Source organism: Kribbella sp. NPDC058245 (genome assembly GCF_042882005.1).
In the GTDB taxonomy this organism is placed as follows: Bacteria; Actinomycetota; Actinomycetes; order Propionibacteriales; family Kribbellaceae; genus Kribbella.
Map to the genome: position 1 here is coordinate 284873 of NZ_JBHVWY010000007.1, position 21209 is coordinate 306081.

The window sequence follows — 21209 nt, forward strand, 5'->3', positions numbered from 1 at the left end:
CGAACGGAGATCCTATTGTCGCTGGTGAACGACAGTTTCCCGACTCACGACCCGCAGGATGTACGACGTCGGAGCCAAGGCGGACCCTACCGCGAGCGTCAGACAAAGTCCGGCGATGCCCAGCAGGACACCCCAGGGGACGGTCACCGGTACGTCGGAGACGCCCGCGGTCATCGCGTGCCGGATGAGGATCCCGACCGTCACGGTGATCGCCGTACCGAGGCTGAGCGCGACCATTCCCACCAGCGAGGACTCCCACAGCACCATCCGGCGGATCTGGTTCGGCGTGGCCCCGAGCAGGCGGGAGGTGACGAATTCCTGCCGCCGTTGCAGGCTGCCCATCAGCAGCGTGTTGGCGATCGCGATCGCGCTGTAGAGGGCGGCAGGCCCGAGCAGCATGATCAGCCCGAGCTGGTTGCCCTTGCGCACGCCGTCGCCCTGATCAGCCTCCCAAGCAGTGGCCAGTACGGCGTTGTCGATCCGGGTCACGAGTTCCGCCGGATCGACCCCTGGTGCGGGTTGCACGAACAGTTGCGCGGGCTTGGCGTCCGGTGCGTGTTGCCGGACGAGGTCGAGGGGCAGCAGGAAGCTCGGGTTCACGCCGAAGCCATCCGGCACGATCGCGACGATGCGCAGCTTGACCGCGGCACGATCCAGGAACGTCACCGGGACCTCGTCGCCCACCTGGTAGTTCTCGAGGCCGGCCATCTCCTTGCTGACGGCCGCGGTGTTGCCGGTGAGGTGACTGAGATCGCCGGACAGCGGTGTGAGCCGCCGGGTCTGAGACGCGATCGTCGGATCGATCCCTTCGGCATCTTCCAGCTGAGCGTCCTCGGCGCCCGCCCGCACGAACTGCGTCGGCAGCCCGGCATCCACCGCGCCGACGCCTGGGACTGCGGGCATGCTCGCGGCCGCCACCACAATCGGCGCACGGAGCGTGTCGCGGATGGTGGCGACCGCGCTGTCGGCGGCGAAGCTCAGGCTGAGCACCATCGACCCCGCGATCGCCGAGATGGCCAGGATCGGCGCAGCCAACGAGGCACTCCGGCGTGGTGTCGCGGTCACGTTGCTGCGGGCGAGTCGGCCGGTCACGCTGGTCCAGGCGACCAGCGGGATCGCCCACAGCCGCCCGAGCAGCGGTACGACGAGTGGCGCCAGCAGCGTCAAGGCGATCACGAGGATCATCGGGGTGAACATCGCCAGGGGTACGACGCCGTCACCGCTTGACGGCCGGATCAGCGCGAGCATCGTGATCGACCCGGCCAGGAAGAGCAGCCCGAAGATCACCCGCACCGGACCGATCCGCCCCGACTCCAGTGCGGATTCCCGCAACGCGTCGATCGGACCCACCTGACCAGCCCGTCGGGCGGCCGACCGCGCGCCGAGCATCGCGACCACCAGCCCGATCCCGACCGCGATGGCCAACGGCACCCACGGCGATGCGGGTTCCAGCTTCACTGGCGCGAGTTCCGTGTACGACGCTTGGCTGAGCAGCAGCGGGGTGGCGAGCTGGGCCACGAGTGCACCGGTGAGCGAGGCTGCGAGCGCGACGACGAGTGCCTCGCCGAGGATCATCCGGCGAACCTGCCGCGGCGTCGCCCCGATCAGGCGAAGCAGTCCGAGCTCACGCCGTCGGGAGGCGACCGCGAACGCGAAGGTGCTGGCGATGACGAAGATCGTGATGAACCCGCTGATGGTGCCGACCAGGCTGAGCACGACCTGCAGCCCGGACACATCCGCACCGGGTAGCGGCACCTTGACCGGCCGTGGTGTTGCGTCAGCGTCGCCCAACGTGCTGACGGTGATGCTGGCGAGCGCGGGGCCGTGATACGCGATGGTGGCAGCGGTCGCGTTCGCCGCCAGGCCGAGCAGGAAGACGCCCACCGCGAGTGCCACGAACGAACCGGCGTACAGGTGTCGGTGTCTTCCGACCGTCTGCCTGCTGATGAAGAACAGCTGTGCCATCTCTAAGCCCACCCCTCCGCCCCGGTACTGGGTTCCAGATCGCTCATGGCAGCGGCGATCTGGCCGGGCGTACCGCGGTCGAGGTGGCCCGCGATCAGGCCGTCGGAGAGGAAGACCACGCGTTCGGCGTACGCCGCAGCCACCGGATCGTGGGTGACCATGACGACCGTCTGTCCGGCTCGATCCGTTGCCTCGCGCAACAAGCTGAGTACCTGCCGGCTGCTGTTGCTGTCGAGGGCGCCGGTCGGTTCGTCGGCGAAGAACACCGATGGCTTGGTGATCAGCGGGCGAGCGATCGCGACTCGCTGCTGCTGTCCGCCGGACAGCTCGGCCGGCCGCCGCTTGACCTTGTCGCCCAATCCGACCTGCTCCAGTACGGCGTGAATCTCGGCGCGCTGTGGTCGCTTGCCGGTCAGCCGGAGCGGCAGCGCCACATTGTCGTACACGGTCAGCGACGGCAGCAGGTTGTACGCCTGAAAGACGAAGCCCATCTCCTGGCGGCGCAGCTTGGTCAGTTCGACCTCGCCGAGCCCGTTGAGCTGCACACCACCGAGGATGACGACACCGGTTGTGGGCTGATCGAGTCCGGCCGCGCACTGCAGCAACGTCGACTTGCCCGAGCCGGACGCGCCCATCACCGCGGTGAACGAGCCGCGCGGGAAGTGGTAGGTGACGCCCCGCAGGGCGTCGACCCCACCGGCCTTGGAGCGGTAGGTCTTGGTGATCCCGTCCAGCACCAGGGCAGGAGCATTCTCCGGTACGACGTTCGGGTACGAGGGCGCGATTGCGGTCATGGAACCAGCCAACCGGTGAGCGTCGCTTTGTACCCTGGCCCAGAGGGGAGTCCGCGAGTAGCGCGCACGCTACCGTCCAGGAGCCTGGCCGGGACCTAGGGTTGATCGGGTGCAGAAACCGAGGACGGGCTGGGCAGCGCTGGCGTCACCGCGCTACCTGGTCTCGTCATGGCCGTGGCGCAGCTACGCCTACCTGTTCACGTCGGTCGTGACCGGCCCGATCACGATCACGATCCTGCTGACCGCGGCCGGCATCAGCATCGTGCTCAGCCCGCTCGTGGTCGGCGTACTGATGATGACCGCGTTCCCGCTGCTCGGCGCGATGGTCGGGTGGGTCGAGCGCAGGCGGGCGCGGCTCATGCTGCTCGACGGCATCAGCAGTCCGCACGCGGCGATGCCGCTGCGGCTGTCACTGCGTGAGCGACTGCGGTACCGCCGCCGCGAGCCGGCGTCGTTGCGTGCGCTCGGATACGGGTTCCTGCTCGGCACGTTAACCTGGCTGGTGAGCTTGGGGTTCGCGGGGGGCTGTGCCACGGTGCTCGGCACCACCCTGTTGGCGCCCGTACTGTCGACTAACGACACGATGGGGATGGGTCCGTGGACGCTGGACACCACCGGTGAGGGTGTCCTGTTCCTGGTCGCGTTCGGTCCGCCGTTCTATGCGATCAGCTCATATCTGGTCGGGGTCGTGGCGGCTACACAGGCGTCGTTGGCCAAGGCGATGCTTGGGCCGCGGCAGGAGGAGCTGCAGCGCAACGTGGCCGAGCTGCGCCGCTCCCGGCTGGATCTGGTCGATGCGTTCGAAACCGAGCGGGCACGCATCGAGCGGCACCTGCACGACGGCGTACAGCAGCGGCTTGTCGGGCTGACGATGACGCTCGGGCTCGCCGAGCTGGACCTGCCCGAGGGGGAGGGCCGGCGGTTGGTCGTGAAGGCGCACTCCGAGGCTGAGGCGGCGCTGGCCGATCTTCGGGAGGCGGTCCGGGGGATCCATCCGCGAGTGCTGATCGACCACGGACTGGAGGCCGCGATCCGAGAGGTTGCCGACCGCAGTCCGATGCCGGTCTCGGTGTCGATCCCGCTCGCGATCCGGTTGCCGCCGCCGATCGAGGCCGCGGCGTACTTCGTGGTCAGTGAGGCCCTGTCGAACGTCGCCAAACACGCCCAGGCGCGGACCTGCTCTGTGGCCGGCCGAGTAGAGGGCCAGCAGTTGATCGTCACGATCACCGACGACGGGATCGGCGGCGCGACGGTCGGCGCGGGGAGCGGATTGACCGGCCTGGTGACACGGTTGGACGCCTTGGGCGGCACACTCGTGGTCGACAGCCCACCTGGTGGGCCTACACGACTGCGAATGGAGTGCCCGTGCCGACTCGGCGACTGAGCATCGTGCTGGCCGAAGACTCGCTGCTGTTGCGCGAGGGATTGGCCAGCATTCTGGATCGGGCCGGGCACGAGGTTCGCGACACCGTCGGCGACGGGGACACACTGCTGGCCGTGGTCCGCAAGGAGCCGCCGGACCTCGTGATCACCGACGTACGGATGCCGCCCGGGCACAGCGATGAGGGGCTGCGGGCCGCGGCCGCGATCCGGGCCGAGTTCCCGGCGATCGGGATCCTGGTGCTTTCGCAGTACGTCGCCGATGCGTACCTGTCGTCGTTGCTCGAGTCAACGACCGGTGGGATGGGGTATCTGCTAAAGGACCGGGTCGGTCACGTCGCCGAGTTCCTCGAGTCGCTCGATCGCGTCGCCTCGGGTGGGACGGTGGTGGACCCTGAGGTGGTTCGGCAACTGCTGGCTCGGCGCCGGAACGACGGTCCGCTCTCGGCGCTGACCCCGCGGGAGCTCGAGGTGCTGGCGCTGATGGCCGAGGGCCGCGTGAACGGCGCGATCGCTCAACAGCTCGTGGTGAGTGAGGCCGCCGTACGGAAGCATGTCGGCAACATCTTCGCCAAGCTGCAGCTGGACGACGGACTCGATCGCCGGGTGTCCGCCGTACTCACGTATTTGCGTGGCTGAGGGACTCTTGAACCATGGATGCGGATATCCGGAAGATCTTGGCGGACTGCGACACGTGGGCCGTGGTCGGGCTGTCGAACAACACCGACCGAGCGGCGTACGGCGTGGCGCGCTTCCTGCAGTCTCACGGCAAACGGATCGTGCCGGTGCACCCGTCGGCCGAGACCGTGCACGGTGAGCAGGGGTACGCGAGTCTGGCCGAGATCCCGTTCCCGGTGGACTGTGTCGACGTGTTCGTCCGGTCCGAGCTGGCCGGTGAGATCGCGGACCAGGCGGTGGGAATCAATGCGCGCGCGGTGTGGTTCCAGCTGGGTGTAGTGGACCAGGACGCCTACACGCGTACGACGGCCGCGGGACTCACGATGGTGATGAACCACTGCCCGGCCATCGAGTGGGGTCGTCTCGGTCCTTCGTGACGACCCAGGGGCTCTCGAATGTTCTCGATCGACACGTCCACAAACTTCGGCAAGCGGATCGCCCAGCAGTTGGAAGATGAGCGAGTGGTCTGGTTGACCACCGTCGGCAGGTCGGGGACCCCGGCACCGAACCCGGTCTGGTTCCTCTGGCACGACGACGAGATCCTGGTCGCCAGCCAGCGCCACAAAGCCAAGCTGCACAACATCACGTCGCACCCTCAGGTCAGCGTGAACTTCAACGCGACCCACGGCGGCGGCGACGTCGGCGTCATCTCCGGTACGGCGGCCATCGACACCGAGCCGCTCGCCGCGGACGTGGTCGCGATCTACAACACCAAGTACGGCGACGACATCGTCGGCCTCGGCATGACCACCGAGCAGTTCCACTCGGAGTACTCGGTGATCATCCGCATCACCCCGGACAAACTCCGAGGTTTCTAACGTCCGAACACCCGCAGTGCGTGGTCGGCGTGTTTTCGGACGTTCCCGTGTGCGTACGCTCGGATGCGGCCGGCAGCGTACGCGGTGGTTGCTCGCTGCTGCGGCCGGCTGACAAAGGAGGGGTGGTTGGCGTGGCCTCGGGCTGAGGGGGATGGTGCGGCCGGCGAACGGGCCTCCGTTGCCTGAGCTTCCGGGCTGTGGTTGCGGCCGGTGTCGACGAGGCCTGTTAGCTCACCCGTCGCGCTGGTCAATCAGCTCCCCGAGGTGCCCCGCGAGTGAACCCATTCTGTGCGTGGGCTCGCTGTGGCGTCGAGTGTGCGGAGTGTGTCCCCAGAAATCGATATCCAGCAGCACGGTTCGCACACTCGATCGCCGACCGCACACTGGCGCCACTCGCGCGGCTGCCGAGGTCGCTCGGGGGAGCGTCTGACCACAGTGGCCCAGGAGGAACGCACTCATCCGGGCGCAGTGGTTGACTACGCCAACCGGCATGGCGGCCCGCCTTTGTGGTAACCCAGGGTCGCCCAGCGACCCGGATGTTCCACAAAGCGAGCAGATCCACGGAGTTCTCCTGTCACCCAGCGGCAGGAGAATTCCGTGAATCGGAGCTGGGCTAGTTGAGGTAGCCCTCGACTGTGGAGGCGGGGCGGGCCTCGGCGGTCTCGGGGTCCTCGCCGAACTCGCGCTTGGCGCGGCGCTGGCGGAGCAGGTCCCAGCACTGGTCGAGCTCGACCTCGAGGGCCTTGAGGCGGTCGCGCTCCTCGCCGTCGCCGATCTCGCCGGCCGCGTGCTTGCTGCGGAGCTCGTGCTCCTCGGCCACCAGGGCGTCGATCTTGGTGAAGATGTTGTTGTCCGTCATGGGGCCTCCTGGCCTGGACTGAGGAGCGTAGGGAGCGAAGCGACTGGAGTGACGAGGGAAGGATCTGGAGTTGAGCCCCATGACGGGCCGCGCGGAGCGCGGCATTCAAGAGAGCTCATGGGGAAACGGTACGCCCGTCCGGAAGCTGCGAGCGGGACAGCAGCTCGGTGATCACCAGGATGGCGATGGTTTCGGCGGCGATCAGGCCGATCAGTACGACGAGTTGGAGCGCCGCCGCCGCTGCGGGAGACGCGCCGCCGAGGACCATGCCGACGAAGGCGCCGGGCAACGAGACGAGGCCGACGGTCCGGGTCTGGTCGAGGGCGGGGAGCAGCGCGTCGCCGGCGACCGGGCCGACGACGAGCTTGAAGGCGTCACGGGGGAGCAGGCCGATCGACAGGCCGGCCTCGAACTCGCCGAACCGGGTGCCGTACTCGCTCAGCACCCGGCGGCCGGCGAGCGTGGTGGCGGTCATCGCACCGCCGACGATGATGCCGCCCATCGGAAGGATCGTGGCCGGGTTCCGCGGCACCACACCCGGCACGATGATCAGCAACAGCACGGTCAACGCACCCGCCCCGATGGCGGCACCGCAGTACATCCACTGATGCGGAATCACCGCGGTCTGGTGCAGCCGGCGCGTGCTGGTGAAGGTCGCGACGCCGAACATCAGCAGCACGAAGCCGATTGCCCCGAGCGTGTGCTGCAGCGCGAACCCGACCACGAGCCCGACGGCGGCCAGCTGTACGACGGCCCGCAGCGCGGCGGTGACGATCCCCTTGTCGTGCCGAAGCCCGGCGTACCGCGATCCGGCCACTGCGATCGCGATCAGCAGCGGCAGGACGATCAACGCAGCCGGCGCGAGTCCGGTGTCGAACGACATTGCCCCATTCCAGCACGCGGCGTACCGAAGGACTGGTAGTAGGCCGCTCCGAGCGAGTCGTGAGGCGTGCGCCAGGCGGGACGGCGGCCCGCGGCTGTGACGTACTAACAGTCGGTCGGTACGCCTACTCGGATCTGAAGTCCGCCTCGTCGTAGGCGTGGCCCCCGGCCTTGCCGCTGGCGACCTTCGATGCCTCGTCGGCGCGCAGTTCGACGCGACGGATCTTGCCGGAGATCGTCTTCGGCAGGTCCGCGAACTCGATCCGCCGGATCCGCTTGTACGGCGCGAGGTGCTCCCGGCAGAACTGCAGGATCTCCGCCGCGAGTTCTCGGGTCGGCTCGTGTCCGGCAGCCAGTACGACGTACGCCTTCGGCACCGCCAGCCGGACGGGATCCGGCGACGGGACGACAGCGGCCTCGGCGACGGCCGGGTGCTCGATCAGGACCGACTCGAGTTCGAACGGCGAGATCCGGTAGTCACTCGCCTTGAACACGTCGTCCGACCGGCCGACGTACGTGATGTAGCCGTCCTCGTCGCGGCTGGCGACGTCGCCGGTGTGGTAGAAACCGCCGCGGGTCGCCTCGGCGGTCAGCTCCTCGGCGTCGCGGTAGCCGCGCATCAGCGGTACCGGCGGGCGAGCGAGCTCGATGCAGATCTCGCCGTCGTCGCCGATCTCGTCGGTGCTCGGGTCGACCAGCGCGATTGCGTACCCGGGCAGCGGCCGGCCCATCGAGCCGAGCTTCACCGGCTGACCGGGCGGGTTGCCGATCTGCGCGGTCGTCTCGGTCTGTCCGTAGCCGTCGCGGATGGTGATGCCCCAGGCGTTGCGCACCTGCTCGATCACCTCGGGGTTGAGCGGCTCACCGGCCGAGATGCACTCACGGATCGCGACCTCGACCGCGGACAGGTCGGCCTGGATGAGCATCCGCCAGACGGTCGGCGGCGCGCAGAACGTGGTCACGCCGTACGTCTGGAGGACGCGCAGCATCTTCTCCGCGTCGAAGCGCGTGTAGTTGTAGAGGAAGACGGTCGCGCCGGCGTTCCACGGGGCGAAGACGTTGCTCCACGAGTGCTTGGCCCAGCCGGGAGACGAGACGTTCAGGTGGACGTCGCCGGGCTGGAGGCCGATCCAGTACATGGTCGAGAGGTGGCCGACCGGGTAACTGACCTGCGTGTGCTCGACCAGCTTCGGCTGACTCGTCGTACCGGAGGTGAAATAGAGCAGCAGGGAGTCGTCGGCCGCGGTGTCCACGTCGGGCACGGGGCCGTCGTACTGCTCGTAGTCGTCGTAGTGCAACCAGCCGTCAACCGGATCACCGACGGCGACGCGGATGCAGTCGTCCGCGATTCCGGCGTACCGGCTGGTCTCGGTGCTCGCGGTGACCACCGCGCGAACGTTGCCCCGGGCAATCCGGTCGGCCAGGTCGGCGTCGGTGAGCAGCGTCGTCGCGGGGATCATCACCACGCCGGCGCGGATACAGCCGAGCATCGTTTCCCAGAGCGGTACGACGTTGCCGAGCACGATCAGCACGCGGTCACCGGGCTTCACCCCGGCCTGGGTCAGCCAGCCGGCGAACTTGCGGGAGCGCTCGGCCAGTTCGGCGTACGTCCGGGAGTTGACCTCACCGTCCTCCTCGACGATCGTCAGCGCCGCCACCTCGGCCTGCTCGACCGCCAGCGCGTCGAACCAGTCCCGCGCCCAGTTGAACCGCTCGAACTCCGGCCACTTGAAGTCCCGGTACGCCGTGTCGTAGTCCTCGCGATACGCAACCAGGAAGTCCCGCGCGGTCCGGAACTCGCGCGTCACATCCGCCGTGCTCTGCTCGGTGCTCTCGACTTCGCTCATGCCCGCATGATTGCCCATCGCCTACCAATCGGTAAACGCCCCTGGGATGTCGCTCACATCGCCAGGACTGCGCCGGTGATCACCAGGGGAGTGAGGATCAGGCCGCGCCAGACGAAGGACCACCAGGTGATGGTGACGCTGGCGGACTTGCAGCGGGCCCGCCACAGCAGGGTGGCGAGGGAGCCCCAGAGGGTGAGCAGGCAGCCGGTGTTGACGCCGATCAGCAGGGCGGCCATTCGGTGCGGGTCGGCCGAGGCGACCGGTTCCATCGCCAGGTAGGCGGGGAGGTTGTCGAACAGGTTGGCGCCGAGGGCCGCGGTGGCGCTGAGCCGCAGGTCAGAGGTGGTTCCGGCGACCTGCCGGAGGAGATCCTCCAGGCCGTGGTCGGTGAGGAATGCGACCACCGCGAACAGGATGACCACCCCAACGACCAGCTTGGCCGGGATGAGCGACCAGTGGAGTTCACTGCGGCGGCGGATCGCGAAGACGACAACCAGGATCAGCGCGCCGGCACTCGCCGGGTAGGCGACCTCGATTCCCGATACGAACGCTGGGCCGAGTGCCACGCAGACCGCGGTCGAGGTCCAGAACAGCACCTTGTCCTCCACCGCGGGAGCCGCCGGTACGTCGTACGAGCGGCCGAGGTCTTTCAAGAACAGCGCTGCGAGCACGACGACCGTGATCACGATCGCGGCGATCGCGGGCCGCCAACTGACCGAGAGGTACGAGACGTCCAGCAGGCGGAACTGATGCAGCGCGAGCAGGTTGGTGAGGTTGGACACGGGCAGCAGGAGGGACGCCGTACCGGCTAGCCAGACAGTGGTGAACGCGAACAGCTTCGGCGGGATGTCGAGCTGGCGAGCCATCGCGAGCACGACCGGGGTGAGCAGCACCGCGCAGGTGTCGAGCGACAGCACAATCGTCAGTCCGGTCGCCAGCACGACCACCAGCAACCAGAGCCGCCAGACGCGGCCCCGAGCCAGGTGCGCGGCCTCGCGGGCGGCCACGTCGAAGACCTTGGCCTTGTCGGCCAGTTCGGCGATGACGGTCACTGCGATCAGAAACACCAGTACTGGCGCGATCCGCGCGACCAAATTCCCCGCCTCCCGTGAGTCCTGTTGAGTACGCTGGCTGGGTGACCTCGCCGGATGACACGTCGCCTGGACAGCTTGCACAGTATGCCGTGCAGGCCCCGGCCGATTATCCGGTGGACTTCGAGGCCGATGTGGTGCTCCGCGACGGCGCCACAGCGCGCCTGCGGCCGATCACGCCGAGCGACGCCGACCTGCTGGTCGAGTTCTACGCACGCGTGTCCGAGCAGTCGAAGTACTACCGGTTCTTCGCTCCGTACCCACAGCTGTCGGACCGTGATGTGGCGCGATTCACGCAGGTCGACTACCACGACCGGCTCGCCCTGATCGTGACCGTCGGCAACGAAATGATCGGTGTCGGCCGGTACGAACGAACAGGACGCCGTACGGCGGAAGTCGCGTTCCTGATCGAGGACGCGCACCAGGGCCGGGGCCTCGGGCAACTGTTGCTCGAGCACCTCGCCCAGGCGGCCCGGGAGAACGGGATCGCGCACTTCGTCGCCGAGGTGCTGCCGGACAACCGCAAGATGATCACCGTCTTCACCGAGGCCGGCTACAAGGTCGCGCGGGAGTTCGAGGACGGCGTGATCATGGTCGAGTTCGACATCGCGCCGACCGACACGTCGTTCGGGGTGATGCAGGCGCGTGAGCAGCGCTCCGAGGCGCTGTCGATCGCGCGGTTGCTGACGCCGTCGAGTGTCGCGGTGATCGGTGCGAGCCGGCGCGAGGGGACGATCGGGAACGCGCTGCTGCGGAACCTGCGTGACAGCGGGTTCTCGGGGCGGATGTACGCCGTCAATGCGGATACCTCGGCGGATGAGATCGAGGGGGTTCCGGCGTACCCGACGATCCGTGAGGTGCCGGATACGGTCGACCTGGTGATCGTGGCGATTCGCGCTGAGAAGGTAGCGGACGTCGTACTGGATTGTGCGGCCAAGGGCGTGCGCGGGCTGGTCGTGGTGTCGAGCGGCTTCGCGGAGATCGGCGACGAGGGGCGTCGGCGGCAGCGGCATCTGGTCGGGCTCGCGCGGTCTTATGGCATGCGGGTGATCGGGCCGAACGCGCTCGGCCTGATCAACACCGCCGCGGGCGTCTCGCTCAATGCGACGCTGGCGCCGACGATGCCGAGTCGCGGGCGGGTGGCGTTCTTCTGTCAGTCGGGGGCGCTCGGCGTACCGATCCTCGCGGATATGACTGCACGTGGGGTTGGGTTGTCGAGCTTCGTGTCGGCCGGGAACCGGGCTGATGTCTCGGGCAACGATCTGATGCAGTTCTGGTATTCGGACGAGGCGACTGAGGTCGTGCTGCTGTACCTGGAGTCGTTGGGTAACCCACGCAAGTTCAGCCGGGTCGCGCGGCGCCTCGCCGGGCGCAAGCCGGTGGTCGCGCTGAAGTCCGGGCGCGCCACGCAGGGTGTGCCGGTCGGGCAGTTGGTCCGACGGAGCAAGTTGCCGGCTGCAACGATCGACTCGATGTTCCGGCAGAGCGGTCTGATCGGCGTGGACACCACGGGTGAGCTGTTCGATGTGGCTCAGTTGCTCGCGCACCAGCCGCTGCCGAAGGGGCGTCGGGTCGCGATCGTCAGCAACTCGGACGCTTTGACGCTGCTCGCCCTGGACACGATGGCCGAGGTCGGGCTGCAGGTCGGCGGTGATCCACGCAACCTCAGCGCAGACGCGTCCGCCGCGGACTTCGGTGCAGCGCTGACCGAGGTCTTCGCCGACGATCGGGTGCACTCGGTCGTGGTGATCTACACGCCGCCGGTTCAATCGGGCGGGGCCGAGGTGGCCGCCGTACTGGCTGCTGCGGCTGCTGGGTCGGACAAGCCGGTCGTGTCGACGTTCCTTGCGTCGCGGAGTGTGCCTAAGGAGTTGCAGGTCCCGGATGATGACGGCGGCGCGGCTCGTGGGTCGATCCCGTCGTTCTTGAACCCGCAGTACGCCGTGGGGGCGCTGGCCAAGGCGACCCAGTACGCCGAGTGGCGCCGTCGGTCGGACAGCGGCGTACCGGATCTGCCGGATGTGAACACGACCGGTGCCGAGGACTTCGTGGCCGAGTATCTGCAGCGGCATCCCAAGGGCGCTGACCTGGACGACTCGGACCGGCAGTTGCTGCTGAGCTTCTACGGGATCTCGGTGCTGCCGGCGTTCCCGGTACTAAGCGCTGACGAGGCGGTCGCGCGAGCGGAGGATCTGGGCTTCGAGGTGATCCTGAAGGCGACCGCCGAGCAGTGGCGGATGCGGCCCGACCTGGCCGACATCTGGCGGCACATCCACGACGAAGACGACATGCGCGCCGCCTGGGCCGAGATGACGAACACCTTCGGTGTCGCCTCCGACCCGGGGCGCGCCCAGTTCGTCGTACAGAAGATGGCGCCGCCTGGGGTGCCGGTGGTGATCTCAGCGCTGGAGGACGTGTCGTTCGGCCCGGTTGTCACCTTTGGGTTGTCCGGCGTCGCAACTGATCTGCTCGGCGACCGCTCCTACCGCATGCCGCCCCTGACGACGCGGGATGCGGCCGAGATGGTCCGCGAGGTCCGCGCTGCCCCGTTGCTGTACGGCTACCGCGGTACCGACCCTGCCGACATCGCCGCCATCGAAAACCTCCTGCACCGAGTCTCCCGCCTCACCCTCGACCTGGAAGAGGTCGTCAAACTGGACCTCCGCTCCATCCTGGTCGGCGTGCAAGGCGCAACGGTGCTGGACGCCGCCATCCGCATCGCCCCCAACGAGAAGCCCCGCCAAGACACCCCCGTACGCCGCCTCACCTGACCGGCGACGGCAGTAACCCCACCCGTGGCTGTGATCTGCGTGTCGCTGCATCCCGGCCGAAAGCGTGGGCCATTTCAGGGGATCTCCCCTCAGATGGCCCCTTCTCCCCTGAAATTTCGGGCAGAGAACCGGCAACTTCAGGGGATCTCCCCTCAAATTGCCGGAGGGGAAGGGGGAGGCAATTGGCAGGTAGCGGTCAGGCCTCGGATGGAGGGTGAATCGGGAGTAGGGTCCGCCTGCATGGACATGCTGAAGGGTGAGCAGATCGCTGCGGCCGGCCTGGTGGACTGGCGCAAGCTGGCTCAGGGGCTGCACGCCCGCTACCTGGTGGAGGACTTCGGCGCCGGTGTGCGGTTCGTTGCTGCGGTGGGGGAGGCGGGCGACGCGCTTGGGCACCACCCGCGGGTGTCCATCGGCAAGGGGTACGTCGACCTGAAGCTGGTTAGCGACGACGCCATCTACCGCGACGACGAAGGCACCGAATACGTCGTCGAGTGGGTGACTCAGCAGGACATCGACCTGGCGCGACGGATCAGTGAGATCGCTGCCGACCAGAAGGCCGAGGCTGCCCCGGCCACGGTCAGCGAACTCGAACTCGGCCTGGACACGGCGCGCTCAGCGACCATCGCGCCGGTGTGGGCCGCACTGCTCACTGGGAACCCCGAAGCCCAGGGACGGGGGACCCCCGGCGACGAGATCAGGGACGCCATGGGCCGGGTACCGAACCTGTGGTTCGGGGACGAGAGCCCGGGGCAGCGGTTTCACGTCGAGGTCTATGTCGCGCCCGAGGCGGCTGGCCAACGGATCGCCGCCGCTGTCGCTGCGGGTGGGACGATCGTCGATGACAGTGAGGCTCCCGGGCTCACCGTGATCGCCGACCAGGACGGCAACGAAGGAATCGTCTGCGTCGACATGTCCGCCGTGAAGAAATAGGAACGCCATGACCACCGAGACGTCGTACCGGATCGCGCCGCTCAGCCCTGAGACCTGGGCCGCCTTCGATGCAATGGTGGTGAGGCACAACGGCATCTTCGGGGGCTGTTGGTGCATCTGGTTCCACCCGGACGGGCCCGAGCGCGGCCAGGGCGCCGAGGCCAACCGGGCTCTGAAGAAGGCCTACGTCGAGCAGGGCAAGGCGCACGCCGCACTGGTGATGGACGGTGATGAGGCCATCGCGTGGGCCGAGTACGGGACACCGGTCGAGTTGCCCACCCTCCATCACCTCAAGCAGTACGACGCGACGAAGACCGCGGATCCCGACTACCGAATCACCTGCGTCTTCGTCGACAAGCGCTACCGGCGCCAGGGCGTCACTGAGCTGGCGATCACCGGCGCCCTCGATCAGATCGCCCAGGCCGGCGGCGGCCGGGTCGAGAGCTATCCGCACGACCTGACCAACGAGACCAAGAAGATGTCGTCGTCGTTCCTCTACAACGGCACCCGCCGCCTCTACGAGCGACTCGGCTTCACCTACGACCGACCCAAAGGCCTGAAGAACTGCGTCATGGTCAAGACCATCGATCCGGCCTGAGTGCAGCGCGAGCTCGACGAAGGAGAACGCCGGTGACCGGTGCCTATACGACTCGCCCGTTGTCGCCGGAGACGTGGGACGACTTCTGTGCGTTGGTGGAAGCCAACAACGGCGTCTGGGGTGGCTGCTGGTGCATGGGCCTTCATGTCGAAGGGTTCGGCGAGGCACCTCACAGCCCTGCGCGCAACCGCGCTGCGAAGCAGGCCCATGTGGACAAGGGCACAGTGCACCAGATCCTCGTCTACGACGCCGACGGCGATTGCGTGGGCTGGTGCCAGTACGGAACCCCGGCGGAACTGCCCAATATCAAGAACCCGGCCAAGTACGCCGCTGGCGCCTCGGAGCTTCCCGCGTGGCGGATCGGCTGCATCTTCACTGGAAGTCGCCATCGCGGCCGGGGCGTCGCGCGTGCCGCTGTCAGAGGAGCGCTGGACGCGATCCAGGCTGCCGGCGGCGGACTGGTGGAGGCCTATCCGGAGCAGACGATCGACCGCAAGCCACAGCGCGGCGCCTACCTGCACACGGGCCCAGAGGAGCTCTACGAGCAGTTCGGGTTCGTGCGTGACCGCCAGATCGCCAAGTGGCGGTGGGTCATGCGCGCGGAACTCTGACGGCCACGTCGGCGCGGACCTGTGCCACTCACCAACCTCCTCCTCAGCTGTACTGGGAGGATGCGCTGAGCGTGAGCCAGCCAGGCCGCGCAGAGTTGGTGAGTGCTGGCGGTCCGCCTACTGAGTTCCCGACTCACGGTCGTGGGCCAGTTCGAGCATGGTCTGCCCAGATGGGGGTCCGTAGTACCAGACGGTTCCTTGCGGCGGGACCGGAAGGGTTCCGCGAATCAGCTGAGCCAGCGCATGGCCCAGCTCGGCCGCAGGCCCCGTCTGTCGAGGTTCCTCGCCCCGGAATATCACCGGAAAGCCGTCAAGAATCGGCCACGCGTCCGCCTCGTCAGCGGTGAAGACCCCACGCTCCCGCACCAGCTCGGCCGCCTCGTCGAACAGCCGCGCCAACTCTTCGCGCTCGTCATCGTCCAGCCCAAGCTCAAGGTCGAACTGAACATCACCGACCACGGCCTGCTGACGCAGCTCCCGCTCAACCCTCGACCACCACGCCGGCCGCCGATCGGGCAACGACCCTTCGACCAGCCGCACGGTCTCGGCGAGCACCAGCGACAAACTCGCGTCGTACGCCCACATCCACACACCGCCCAGCGCCACAGGCTTGGTCTTGCTCACCGCCCGATCATCGCACCGCTCCCGGCCAACCATCCAACGGGTTTCGATGACGAGGCCTGGCAGCTAGCCTTCACCTCCGTGACAGACAACCCGTCGAACCACCAGGTCATGGTGATCTATCACCAGTTCTTCCTGGCTCCCTATGGGCATGCGACCCTTCCGGATCCGGCCGCGCCGGGACGACTGCTCAATGCCGACCCGGAAGGACGGGCCGCCATCGTTCGTTGTGGTTGCGCCATGGGCCCGGTCAACGTCAGCATCAACGTCGGCACCGACGATTTTCCGGACCTCGCTGTGGCAGCGGCCGAGTGGGAGATCGCCGAGGAGATGTCGCTGCAGATCGATGGAGATCTCTACCTTGTTCCGCTCGTCCCCGAAGGTCCCGTCATCAAGGTGTACAGCCCGCCGGCGCCGGGTCCGCACGTTGTCCAGGCGTTCGCCCGGGGCCGCGCAAACCACTACGACTCGGTCGTCGAAGACCCGACCGAGGACTACCTGATCACCATTGCACCGACAGCGGCTCCACGCCCGCGGCGACAAGTCGGCGACGACACCATCTGACGGCTCAACCAACTTCTGCAGGCGGGTGGGGTTAATGCGCTCGGCGGTAGATGCTGTTGGTGCGGGTGAGGAGGCGGGCGTCGACGAGGGTACGGCGGAGGGCGGCGTGGTCGGGGTGCCAGCGGTTGAGGAGTTCGTTGACCTCTGGCTCCGGGTAGTCGCGGTCTTGGTCGAACGAGGTGGCGATGTGCTCCAGCACGATCTGGAGCTTCTCCGGGTACGTCGGGAAGTGGGTGAGCCGGCCGTCGCGGATGAACGCCTTCAGGACGGCGTCGCGGGCTGGGTCGGGGTCGAGTGGGGTCCAGGCGGGGCGTTGGTCGCGGACGGCGTTCTTGAACGCGTCTTCGTCGGCCTGCAGGGCAGGGTTGGCGGTGACGAGTCCGGCCTTGATCAGCTTCTGGAGGGCCTTGCCGATGGTGGCGTTCGGCAGGCCGGTCGTTCCGGCGACCTGGTCGGGGGTGGTGGCGCCGAGGACGACGGCGGAGTAGGTGCGCAGTCGGGACGGCTCGGCCAGCAGACCACAGAGCTGATCGGTGTTCATACCTACCAAGCTAATGTCGGTGGCAACCAGATTTTCTGCGTGAGGAGCGAGGATGCAGCCGGGTCCGCACAACGCGATCACCGACGTCCCCGGAGTGCTGGTGGGGCAGGTCGAACGCGTCGACGCTCCCTACCTGACCGGTACGACGGTCATCTACGTACCGTCCACTGCGGTCGCCGGTGTGGACGTGCGCGGCGGCGCTCCCGGCACACGTGAGACCGACCTGCTCGACCCGGTGAACTCGAACGGCGGCGTGAACGCGGTCGTCCTGACCGGCGGCTCCGCCTACGGTCTCGACACGGCCGGGGGCGTGATGCGCTGGCTCGAGGAACGGGGTGAAGGTGTCCGCGTCGGCCTGGGCGACAAGGACGTCGTACCGATCGTGCCCACGGCAGTGATCTTCGACCTCGGTCGTGGCGGTGGCTTCCAGGCGCGGCCGGACGCGTCATGGGGGACCGACGCGATCGCCAACGCGTCCGACGGACCGGTTGCCCTCGGCAACCACGGCGCCGGGGCCGGCGCTCGGGCGCGGTCGCTGAAAGGCGGCGTCGGCTCGGCAAGCGTCCGCCTCGATGACGGTACGACGGTCGGCGCGCTGGTGATCGTGAACGCGGCCGGCTCGGCCGTCGACGCGAACGGCGTCCTGCACGGCGCACGCTATGGCCTCGGCGACGAGTTCACCCACCTGCAGGTCCCGACCGAGCCCCCACCACCGGCTGCACCCGGCCGCAACCTGATCCCTGGCCCAGCGATGAACACGGTGATCGCGGTCGTCGCTACCGACGTACCGCTGGACAAAGCCGCCACCAAACGGATGGCGATGATCGCCCACGACGGCCTGGCCCGGGGGATCGATCCGATCCACACCCTGGTCGACGGCGACAGCATCTTCGCCCTCTCGACCCGCACCGACGACGGCCCACGCCTGAGCGTCACTGACCCAGCAGCCCTGGCCCAGCTGGAGTCGGTGTACACCGCCGCCGCCCGCACCCTGTCCCGCGCCATCGTCCACGCCATGCTCACCGCGGAGACCGTCGAGACGCCCGCCGGTGTCATCCCCAGCTACCGAGACGCCTACCCCTCGGCGTTCCGCGCAGGTTGACGTACGACTCAAGTCGTACGTCGCCGGGCTGAACGGCAACCGGAAGGCGATGCCAAGACAGGCCTGTGGGCCGACGAATCGGAGGCTGAAGAACGGAAAGCTCGTCAGTATGAGCTTCCAGAGTCCCCAACTCGCACCGCAGGTCGTCCTCAGTGGGCATGGCCTGGTCAAGTACTACGGCGACGTCGTCGGTCTGGCGGGCGTCGATGTCGGCGTCCGGTCGGGCGAGGCGTTGGCCGTCATGGGCCCGAGCGGCAACGGCAAGACGACGCTGTTGCACGTGCTGGCCGGCATCCTGACGCCGGATCAGGGGGAGGTGTGGCTGGGCGGCGAGCGGGTCGACCAGCTGAACGACGCCGCCCGGACTGTGTTGCGCCGGCGTCGGCTCGGGTTCGTCTTCCAGGACAACCAGTTGCTGGCCGAGCTGCCGGCCGACGAGAACGTCGCGCTGCCGCTGATGGTTGACGGCATCAGCCGTCGCGATGCGATCGGCCGGGCTCGCAACATGCTGGCGCAGGTCGGGCTGGCCAACGAGGCAGGCCGGCGGCCAGGGGAGCTGTCGGGTGGTCAGGCGCAACGCGTCGCGATTGCACGGGCCCTGGTCGGCGAGCCACAGGTGGTGTTCGCCGACGAGCCGACCGGTGCGCTCGACGCAACGACTGGTTCCCAGGTCATCGATCTGCTGATCGGCGCGGCCACCCACCGCGGAGCTGCGGTTGTCGTGGTCACCCACGACAACTCGGTCGCCGCGCGGTGCCACCGGGTGCTCACCATCGTCGATGGCCGCGTGCACGAGTCGCTGGGGGCGAACCGATGAATCCTATGACCGACCTCGGGCTGCGCTTCGTGCGCCGCCCGGGACCTGGCGGACGGGCCGCCAACCTCGCGGCGCTGGGGGCGACCGCGATCGTCGCGCTGCTCGTCACGTTCCTGATCGCGGGTTCGCTCGGCATCTCGCATCGTTCGGACCGGATCGGCTGGCGGGGTGCCGACCACGCCGATGCCAGTACGGCGATCGGCGCGACGCACGAGGTCCAGGATCAGAAGCTCAACGGGCAGAACCTGTTGCAGATCGACCTGACCACGCTGCGGCCGAACAACCAGCCGCCTCCGCCGGGGCTCGATCACACGCCCAAGCCGGGCGAGGTGTTCGTCTCGCCGGAGGTCGCCAAGCAGTGGTCGAGCCTCAGCGCCAAGTTCGGCCTCGACAAACCGACCGGCATCATCACCGACAAGGGACTGTCCTCGCCGGAGGAACTGGTCGTCATTCATGGCGTGGACAAGCTCGACACGAAGTACCCGAACTACGTCGACACCTGGCAGACCGAGCACATGGACAGTCGCCTGGCTGGCCTACTCATCGCCGTGGCGTTCGGCATCGTGCTGGTGCTCTTCCCACTCCTCAGTCTGGTCGGCCAGGCCGCAGGTGTGGCAGCGAAGCGTCGTGAGCATCGACTGGCCGCACTGCGGCTCGCTGGCTCCACTCGGAGCCAGGTGCTCTGGCTAAGCGCAGTCGAACAGGCTGTGCTGAGTCTGGCCGGTGCAGTGGTCGGACTGCTCGGGTACGTCGTTCTGATACCTCTCATTGCGCGGATCCCGCTCGGTGGTGGTCGCTGGTACATCTCAGACATCGCACCGAACTGGTGGACCGTGCTGATCGTGCTGGCCGCCGTACCGGTGCTGTCGGTGCTGAGCGCGATGATCGGGCTCGGCCGGGTCAGCATCACGCCTCTGGGCGTCGTACGGGGTCAGACGCGCAAGGCGACCACTGCGCTGCGGCTGGTACCGCTGCTGATCGGACCGATCGCACTGGCGTCGCTGGGCATGGGCGCCGCGATCGTGCCGCTGCTGATCGCGATCGGGTTCGGAGCACTCGCCGTACGGATCCTTGGTCCGTTCGCAGTCCAGGTGATCGGCAAGATGCTGGCGAACCTGGCCAACGGGCCAGTCGCCCTCCTCGCTGGCCGACGGCTGGCAGACGACCCGAAGGCAGCCTTCCGGCCCGTGGCCGCGCTGGTGCTGAGCGGCTTCGTCACCGGGTTTATCTCGGTGTTCATGCCGGGTGGCGACGATGACCCGACCTGGCAGGACATGCGGATCGGCGTCGCCTTGCTGATGGGCCTGGTGTTCCTGACCGCGGCAGCGTCCACAGCGGCCGGGGCAGTCGGTACGGCGCTCGACCAGGCCGGACCGGCCAAGGCGCTGCGCCGATCGGGTGTACCACTGACCGTGATCGAGCGCGCGGCTCGACTCGCAGCCCTGGTCCCGGTGGTCGGAGTCGGCCTGCCGGTGGTCGGATTCGGTGCCCTGTGCGGTCTGGCACTGAGCGGTGGCCACATCCTCACTCAAGGCAATTCCGGCATCCTGCTGCTGATCGGGCAGATCGTGGTCGGCCTGGCGCTGGTCGCGGCGGCCGGGATGGCGGGCGCGCCGGTGCTGCGGAAGGCAAGTGCGAACTGATCGCGGTTGTCCACAAGGTGTGACCACAGTTGTCCACAAGGGGCAAACGCAGGCGGCAGCGGTCGTGCAAGGATGAGGGTATGCGTGACCTGAATACACCGGAGCTCGTGGACGCCTCCCCGGAGCTGCGCGCGGCGATCGACCACTGTGGCTACTACCCGGACGTGGTGACGGATTCGCTCGCGATCGCGATCGCGAGCGAGCCCATCCGGGCCTTCGTCCTGCAGCACGAGCCGACGTTCGACCGCGACGAGGTCCGGCGGCACATCACGATCCTGGCGCTGACCCCGACCCGGCTGATCGTCGGGCACACCGACGAGCACGCGGCCGACGACCTGATCCGGGCGCCGTACGCGTCGACCTCGACCGAGGCGATCCCGCTGTCGCGGGTGAACGCCGTGGTGGTCAACCGGGTCGTTCCGAACCCGGCAGGCTATGCCTCGGGCAAGTCCGACCCGGCCGTGTCCGGTGGTGGCGAGGTCGTGCTGACGATCGGCTGGGGGATGGTGAACCGGATCGATCTCGAGCCCGCCGTCTGCGCCGATCCGAACTGCGAGGCCGACCACGGCTACACCGGTTCGGTCGCCGCCGACGACATCTCACTGCGGATCAGCGCCGCCGCCGACGGCCCGGCCGGCATCCAGCAGGTGCTGGACTTCGCCCGCGCGCTGTCGTTCGCGACCACCAAGTAGTG

Annotated in this window: 21 protein-coding genes; 13 read left to right on the forward strand and 8 right to left on the reverse strand. The window is 68.0% G+C overall.

The genetic code is table 11. The features are described 5' to 3' along the window. Positions 1-12: 12 nt before the first annotated feature. On the reverse strand, positions 13-1965 hold the full coding sequence (locus ACFVWG_RS19090) for an FtsX-like permease family protein (RefSeq protein ID WP_391544629.1): 1953 nt from the start codon (positions 1963-1965) through the stop codon (positions 13-15). A gap of 2 nt (positions 1966-1967) precedes the next feature. Next, entirely contained in the window at positions 1968-2759 is a 792-nt protein-coding gene (locus ACFVWG_RS19095; RefSeq protein ID WP_391544630.1) for an ABC transporter ATP-binding protein, read from the reverse strand. Between the two features lie 109 nt (positions 2760-2868). On the opposite strand from ACFVWG_RS19095, the gene ACFVWG_RS19100 reads away from it, so the two are divergent. From ACFVWG_RS19100 to ACFVWG_RS19115, 4 genes are read left to right on the forward strand one after another with little or no spacing between them, the layout of a single operon-like run. Next, positions 2869-4143: a sensor histidine kinase gene (locus tag ACFVWG_RS19100; protein WP_391544631.1), complete on the forward strand. Its 1275-nt coding sequence runs from the start codon at positions 2869-2871 to the stop codon at positions 4141-4143. Further along, complete coding sequence (locus ACFVWG_RS19105) at positions 4125-4778, forward strand: response regulator (RefSeq protein ID WP_391544632.1); 654 nt, start codon at positions 4125-4127, stop codon at positions 4776-4778. The genes ACFVWG_RS19100 and ACFVWG_RS19105 overlap by 19 nt, the downstream gene beginning before the upstream one ends. A 14-nt stretch (positions 4779-4792) precedes the next feature. After that, positions 4793-5194, forward strand: a complete 402-nt coding sequence (locus tag ACFVWG_RS19110; protein ID WP_391544633.1) for a CoA-binding protein — start codon at positions 4793-4795, stop codon at positions 5192-5194. A gap of 18 nt (positions 5195-5212) precedes the next feature. Then, positions 5213-5635 carry a TIGR03667 family PPOX class F420-dependent oxidoreductase gene (locus tag ACFVWG_RS19115; RefSeq protein ID WP_391544634.1) on the forward strand — a complete coding sequence of 141 codons (423 nt, stop codon included), beginning with the start codon at positions 5213-5215 and terminating at the stop codon, positions 5633-5635. A 613-nt stretch (positions 5636-6248) separates the two neighbouring features. Here ACFVWG_RS19115 and ACFVWG_RS19120 read toward each other — a convergent pair. The 4 genes from ACFVWG_RS19120 to ACFVWG_RS19135 form a co-directional block, all read right to left on the reverse strand. Next, the gene (locus tag ACFVWG_RS19120; protein ID WP_391544635.1) at positions 6249-6494 is read right to left on the reverse strand and encodes a DUF2630 family protein; all 246 of its coding nucleotides are present in this window, start codon (positions 6492-6494) and stop codon (positions 6249-6251) included. A gap of 115 nt (positions 6495-6609) precedes the next feature. Beyond that, the gene (locus ACFVWG_RS19125; RefSeq protein WP_391544636.1) at positions 6610-7377 is read right to left on the reverse strand and encodes an ABC transporter permease; all 768 of its coding nucleotides are present in this window, start codon (positions 7375-7377) and stop codon (positions 6610-6612) included. Positions 7378-7501: 124 nt separating this feature from the next. Beyond that, positions 7502-9223: an AMP-binding protein gene (locus tag ACFVWG_RS19130; protein ID WP_391544637.1), complete on the reverse strand. Its 1722-nt coding sequence runs from the start codon at positions 9221-9223 to the stop codon at positions 7502-7504. Between the two features lie 53 nt (positions 9224-9276). Then, entirely contained in the window at positions 9277-10317 is a 1041-nt protein-coding gene (locus ACFVWG_RS19135) for an SLC13 family permease (protein WP_391544638.1), read from the reverse strand. A gap of 41 nt (positions 10318-10358) precedes the next feature. On the opposite strand from ACFVWG_RS19135, the gene ACFVWG_RS19140 reads away from it, so the two are divergent. The 4 genes from ACFVWG_RS19140 to ACFVWG_RS19155 all read left to right on the forward strand — a co-directional run bounded on the left by ACFVWG_RS19140 (position 10359) and on the right by ACFVWG_RS19155 (position 15227). Next, positions 10359-13085 (forward strand): GNAT family N-acetyltransferase, encoded by a 2727-nt coding sequence (locus tag ACFVWG_RS19140; RefSeq protein WP_391544639.1) that lies wholly within the window; start codon positions 10359-10361, stop codon positions 13083-13085. A 240-nt stretch (positions 13086-13325) separates the two neighbouring features. Next, the gene (locus ACFVWG_RS19145; RefSeq protein ID WP_391544640.1) at positions 13326-14018 is read left to right on the forward strand and encodes a 4a-hydroxytetrahydrobiopterin dehydratase; all 693 of its coding nucleotides are present in this window, start codon (positions 13326-13328) and stop codon (positions 14016-14018) included. Between the two features lie 7 nt (positions 14019-14025). Continuing rightward, positions 14026-14616 carry a GNAT family N-acetyltransferase gene (locus ACFVWG_RS19150; RefSeq protein WP_391544641.1) on the forward strand — a complete coding sequence of 197 codons (591 nt, stop codon included), beginning with the start codon at positions 14026-14028 and terminating at the stop codon, positions 14614-14616. A 32-nt stretch (positions 14617-14648) separates the two neighbouring features. Beyond that, complete coding sequence (locus ACFVWG_RS19155) at positions 14649-15227, forward strand: GNAT family N-acetyltransferase (protein ID WP_391544642.1); 579 nt, start codon at positions 14649-14651, stop codon at positions 15225-15227. 117 nt (positions 15228-15344) lie between these two features. On the opposite strand, the gene ACFVWG_RS19160 is transcribed toward ACFVWG_RS19155, so the two are convergent. Continuing rightward, positions 15345-15851 (reverse strand): hypothetical protein, encoded by a 507-nt coding sequence (locus ACFVWG_RS19160; RefSeq protein WP_391544643.1) that lies wholly within the window; start codon positions 15849-15851, stop codon positions 15345-15347. Between the two features lie 78 nt (positions 15852-15929). Between ACFVWG_RS19160 and ACFVWG_RS19165 the strand changes: the two genes are divergently transcribed. Beyond that, a complete protein-coding gene (locus ACFVWG_RS19165; RefSeq protein WP_391544644.1) occupies positions 15930-16412 on the forward strand; it encodes a hypothetical protein in 483 nt (160 codons plus the stop codon). A 31-nt stretch (positions 16413-16443) separates the two neighbouring features. On the opposite strand, the gene ACFVWG_RS19170 is transcribed toward ACFVWG_RS19165, so the two are convergent. After that, positions 16444-16953: a DUF2087 domain-containing protein gene (locus tag ACFVWG_RS19170; RefSeq protein WP_391544645.1), complete on the reverse strand. Its 510-nt coding sequence runs from the start codon at positions 16951-16953 to the stop codon at positions 16444-16446. A 52-nt stretch (positions 16954-17005) separates the two neighbouring features. On the opposite strand from ACFVWG_RS19170, the gene ACFVWG_RS19175 reads away from it, so the two are divergent. From ACFVWG_RS19175 to ACFVWG_RS19190, 4 genes are all read left to right on the forward strand, one after another. Further along, positions 17006-18055, forward strand: a complete 1050-nt coding sequence (locus tag ACFVWG_RS19175) for a P1 family peptidase (RefSeq protein WP_391544646.1) — start codon at positions 17006-17008, stop codon at positions 18053-18055. A 109-nt stretch (positions 18056-18164) separates the two neighbouring features. Further along, positions 18165-18872: an ABC transporter ATP-binding protein gene (locus ACFVWG_RS19180; RefSeq protein WP_391544647.1), complete on the forward strand. Its 708-nt coding sequence runs from the start codon at positions 18165-18167 to the stop codon at positions 18870-18872. Positions 18873-18877: 5 nt separating this feature from the next. Then, the gene (locus ACFVWG_RS19185) at positions 18878-20515 is read left to right on the forward strand and encodes an FtsX-like permease family protein (protein WP_391544648.1); all 1638 of its coding nucleotides are present in this window, start codon (positions 18878-18880) and stop codon (positions 20513-20515) included. Positions 20516-20595: 80 nt separating this feature from the next. Then, positions 20596-21207, forward strand: a complete 612-nt coding sequence (locus ACFVWG_RS19190; RefSeq protein WP_391544649.1) for a DUF5998 family protein — start codon at positions 20596-20598, stop codon at positions 21205-21207. The last annotated feature ends 2 nt before the right edge of the window (positions 21208-21209 follow it).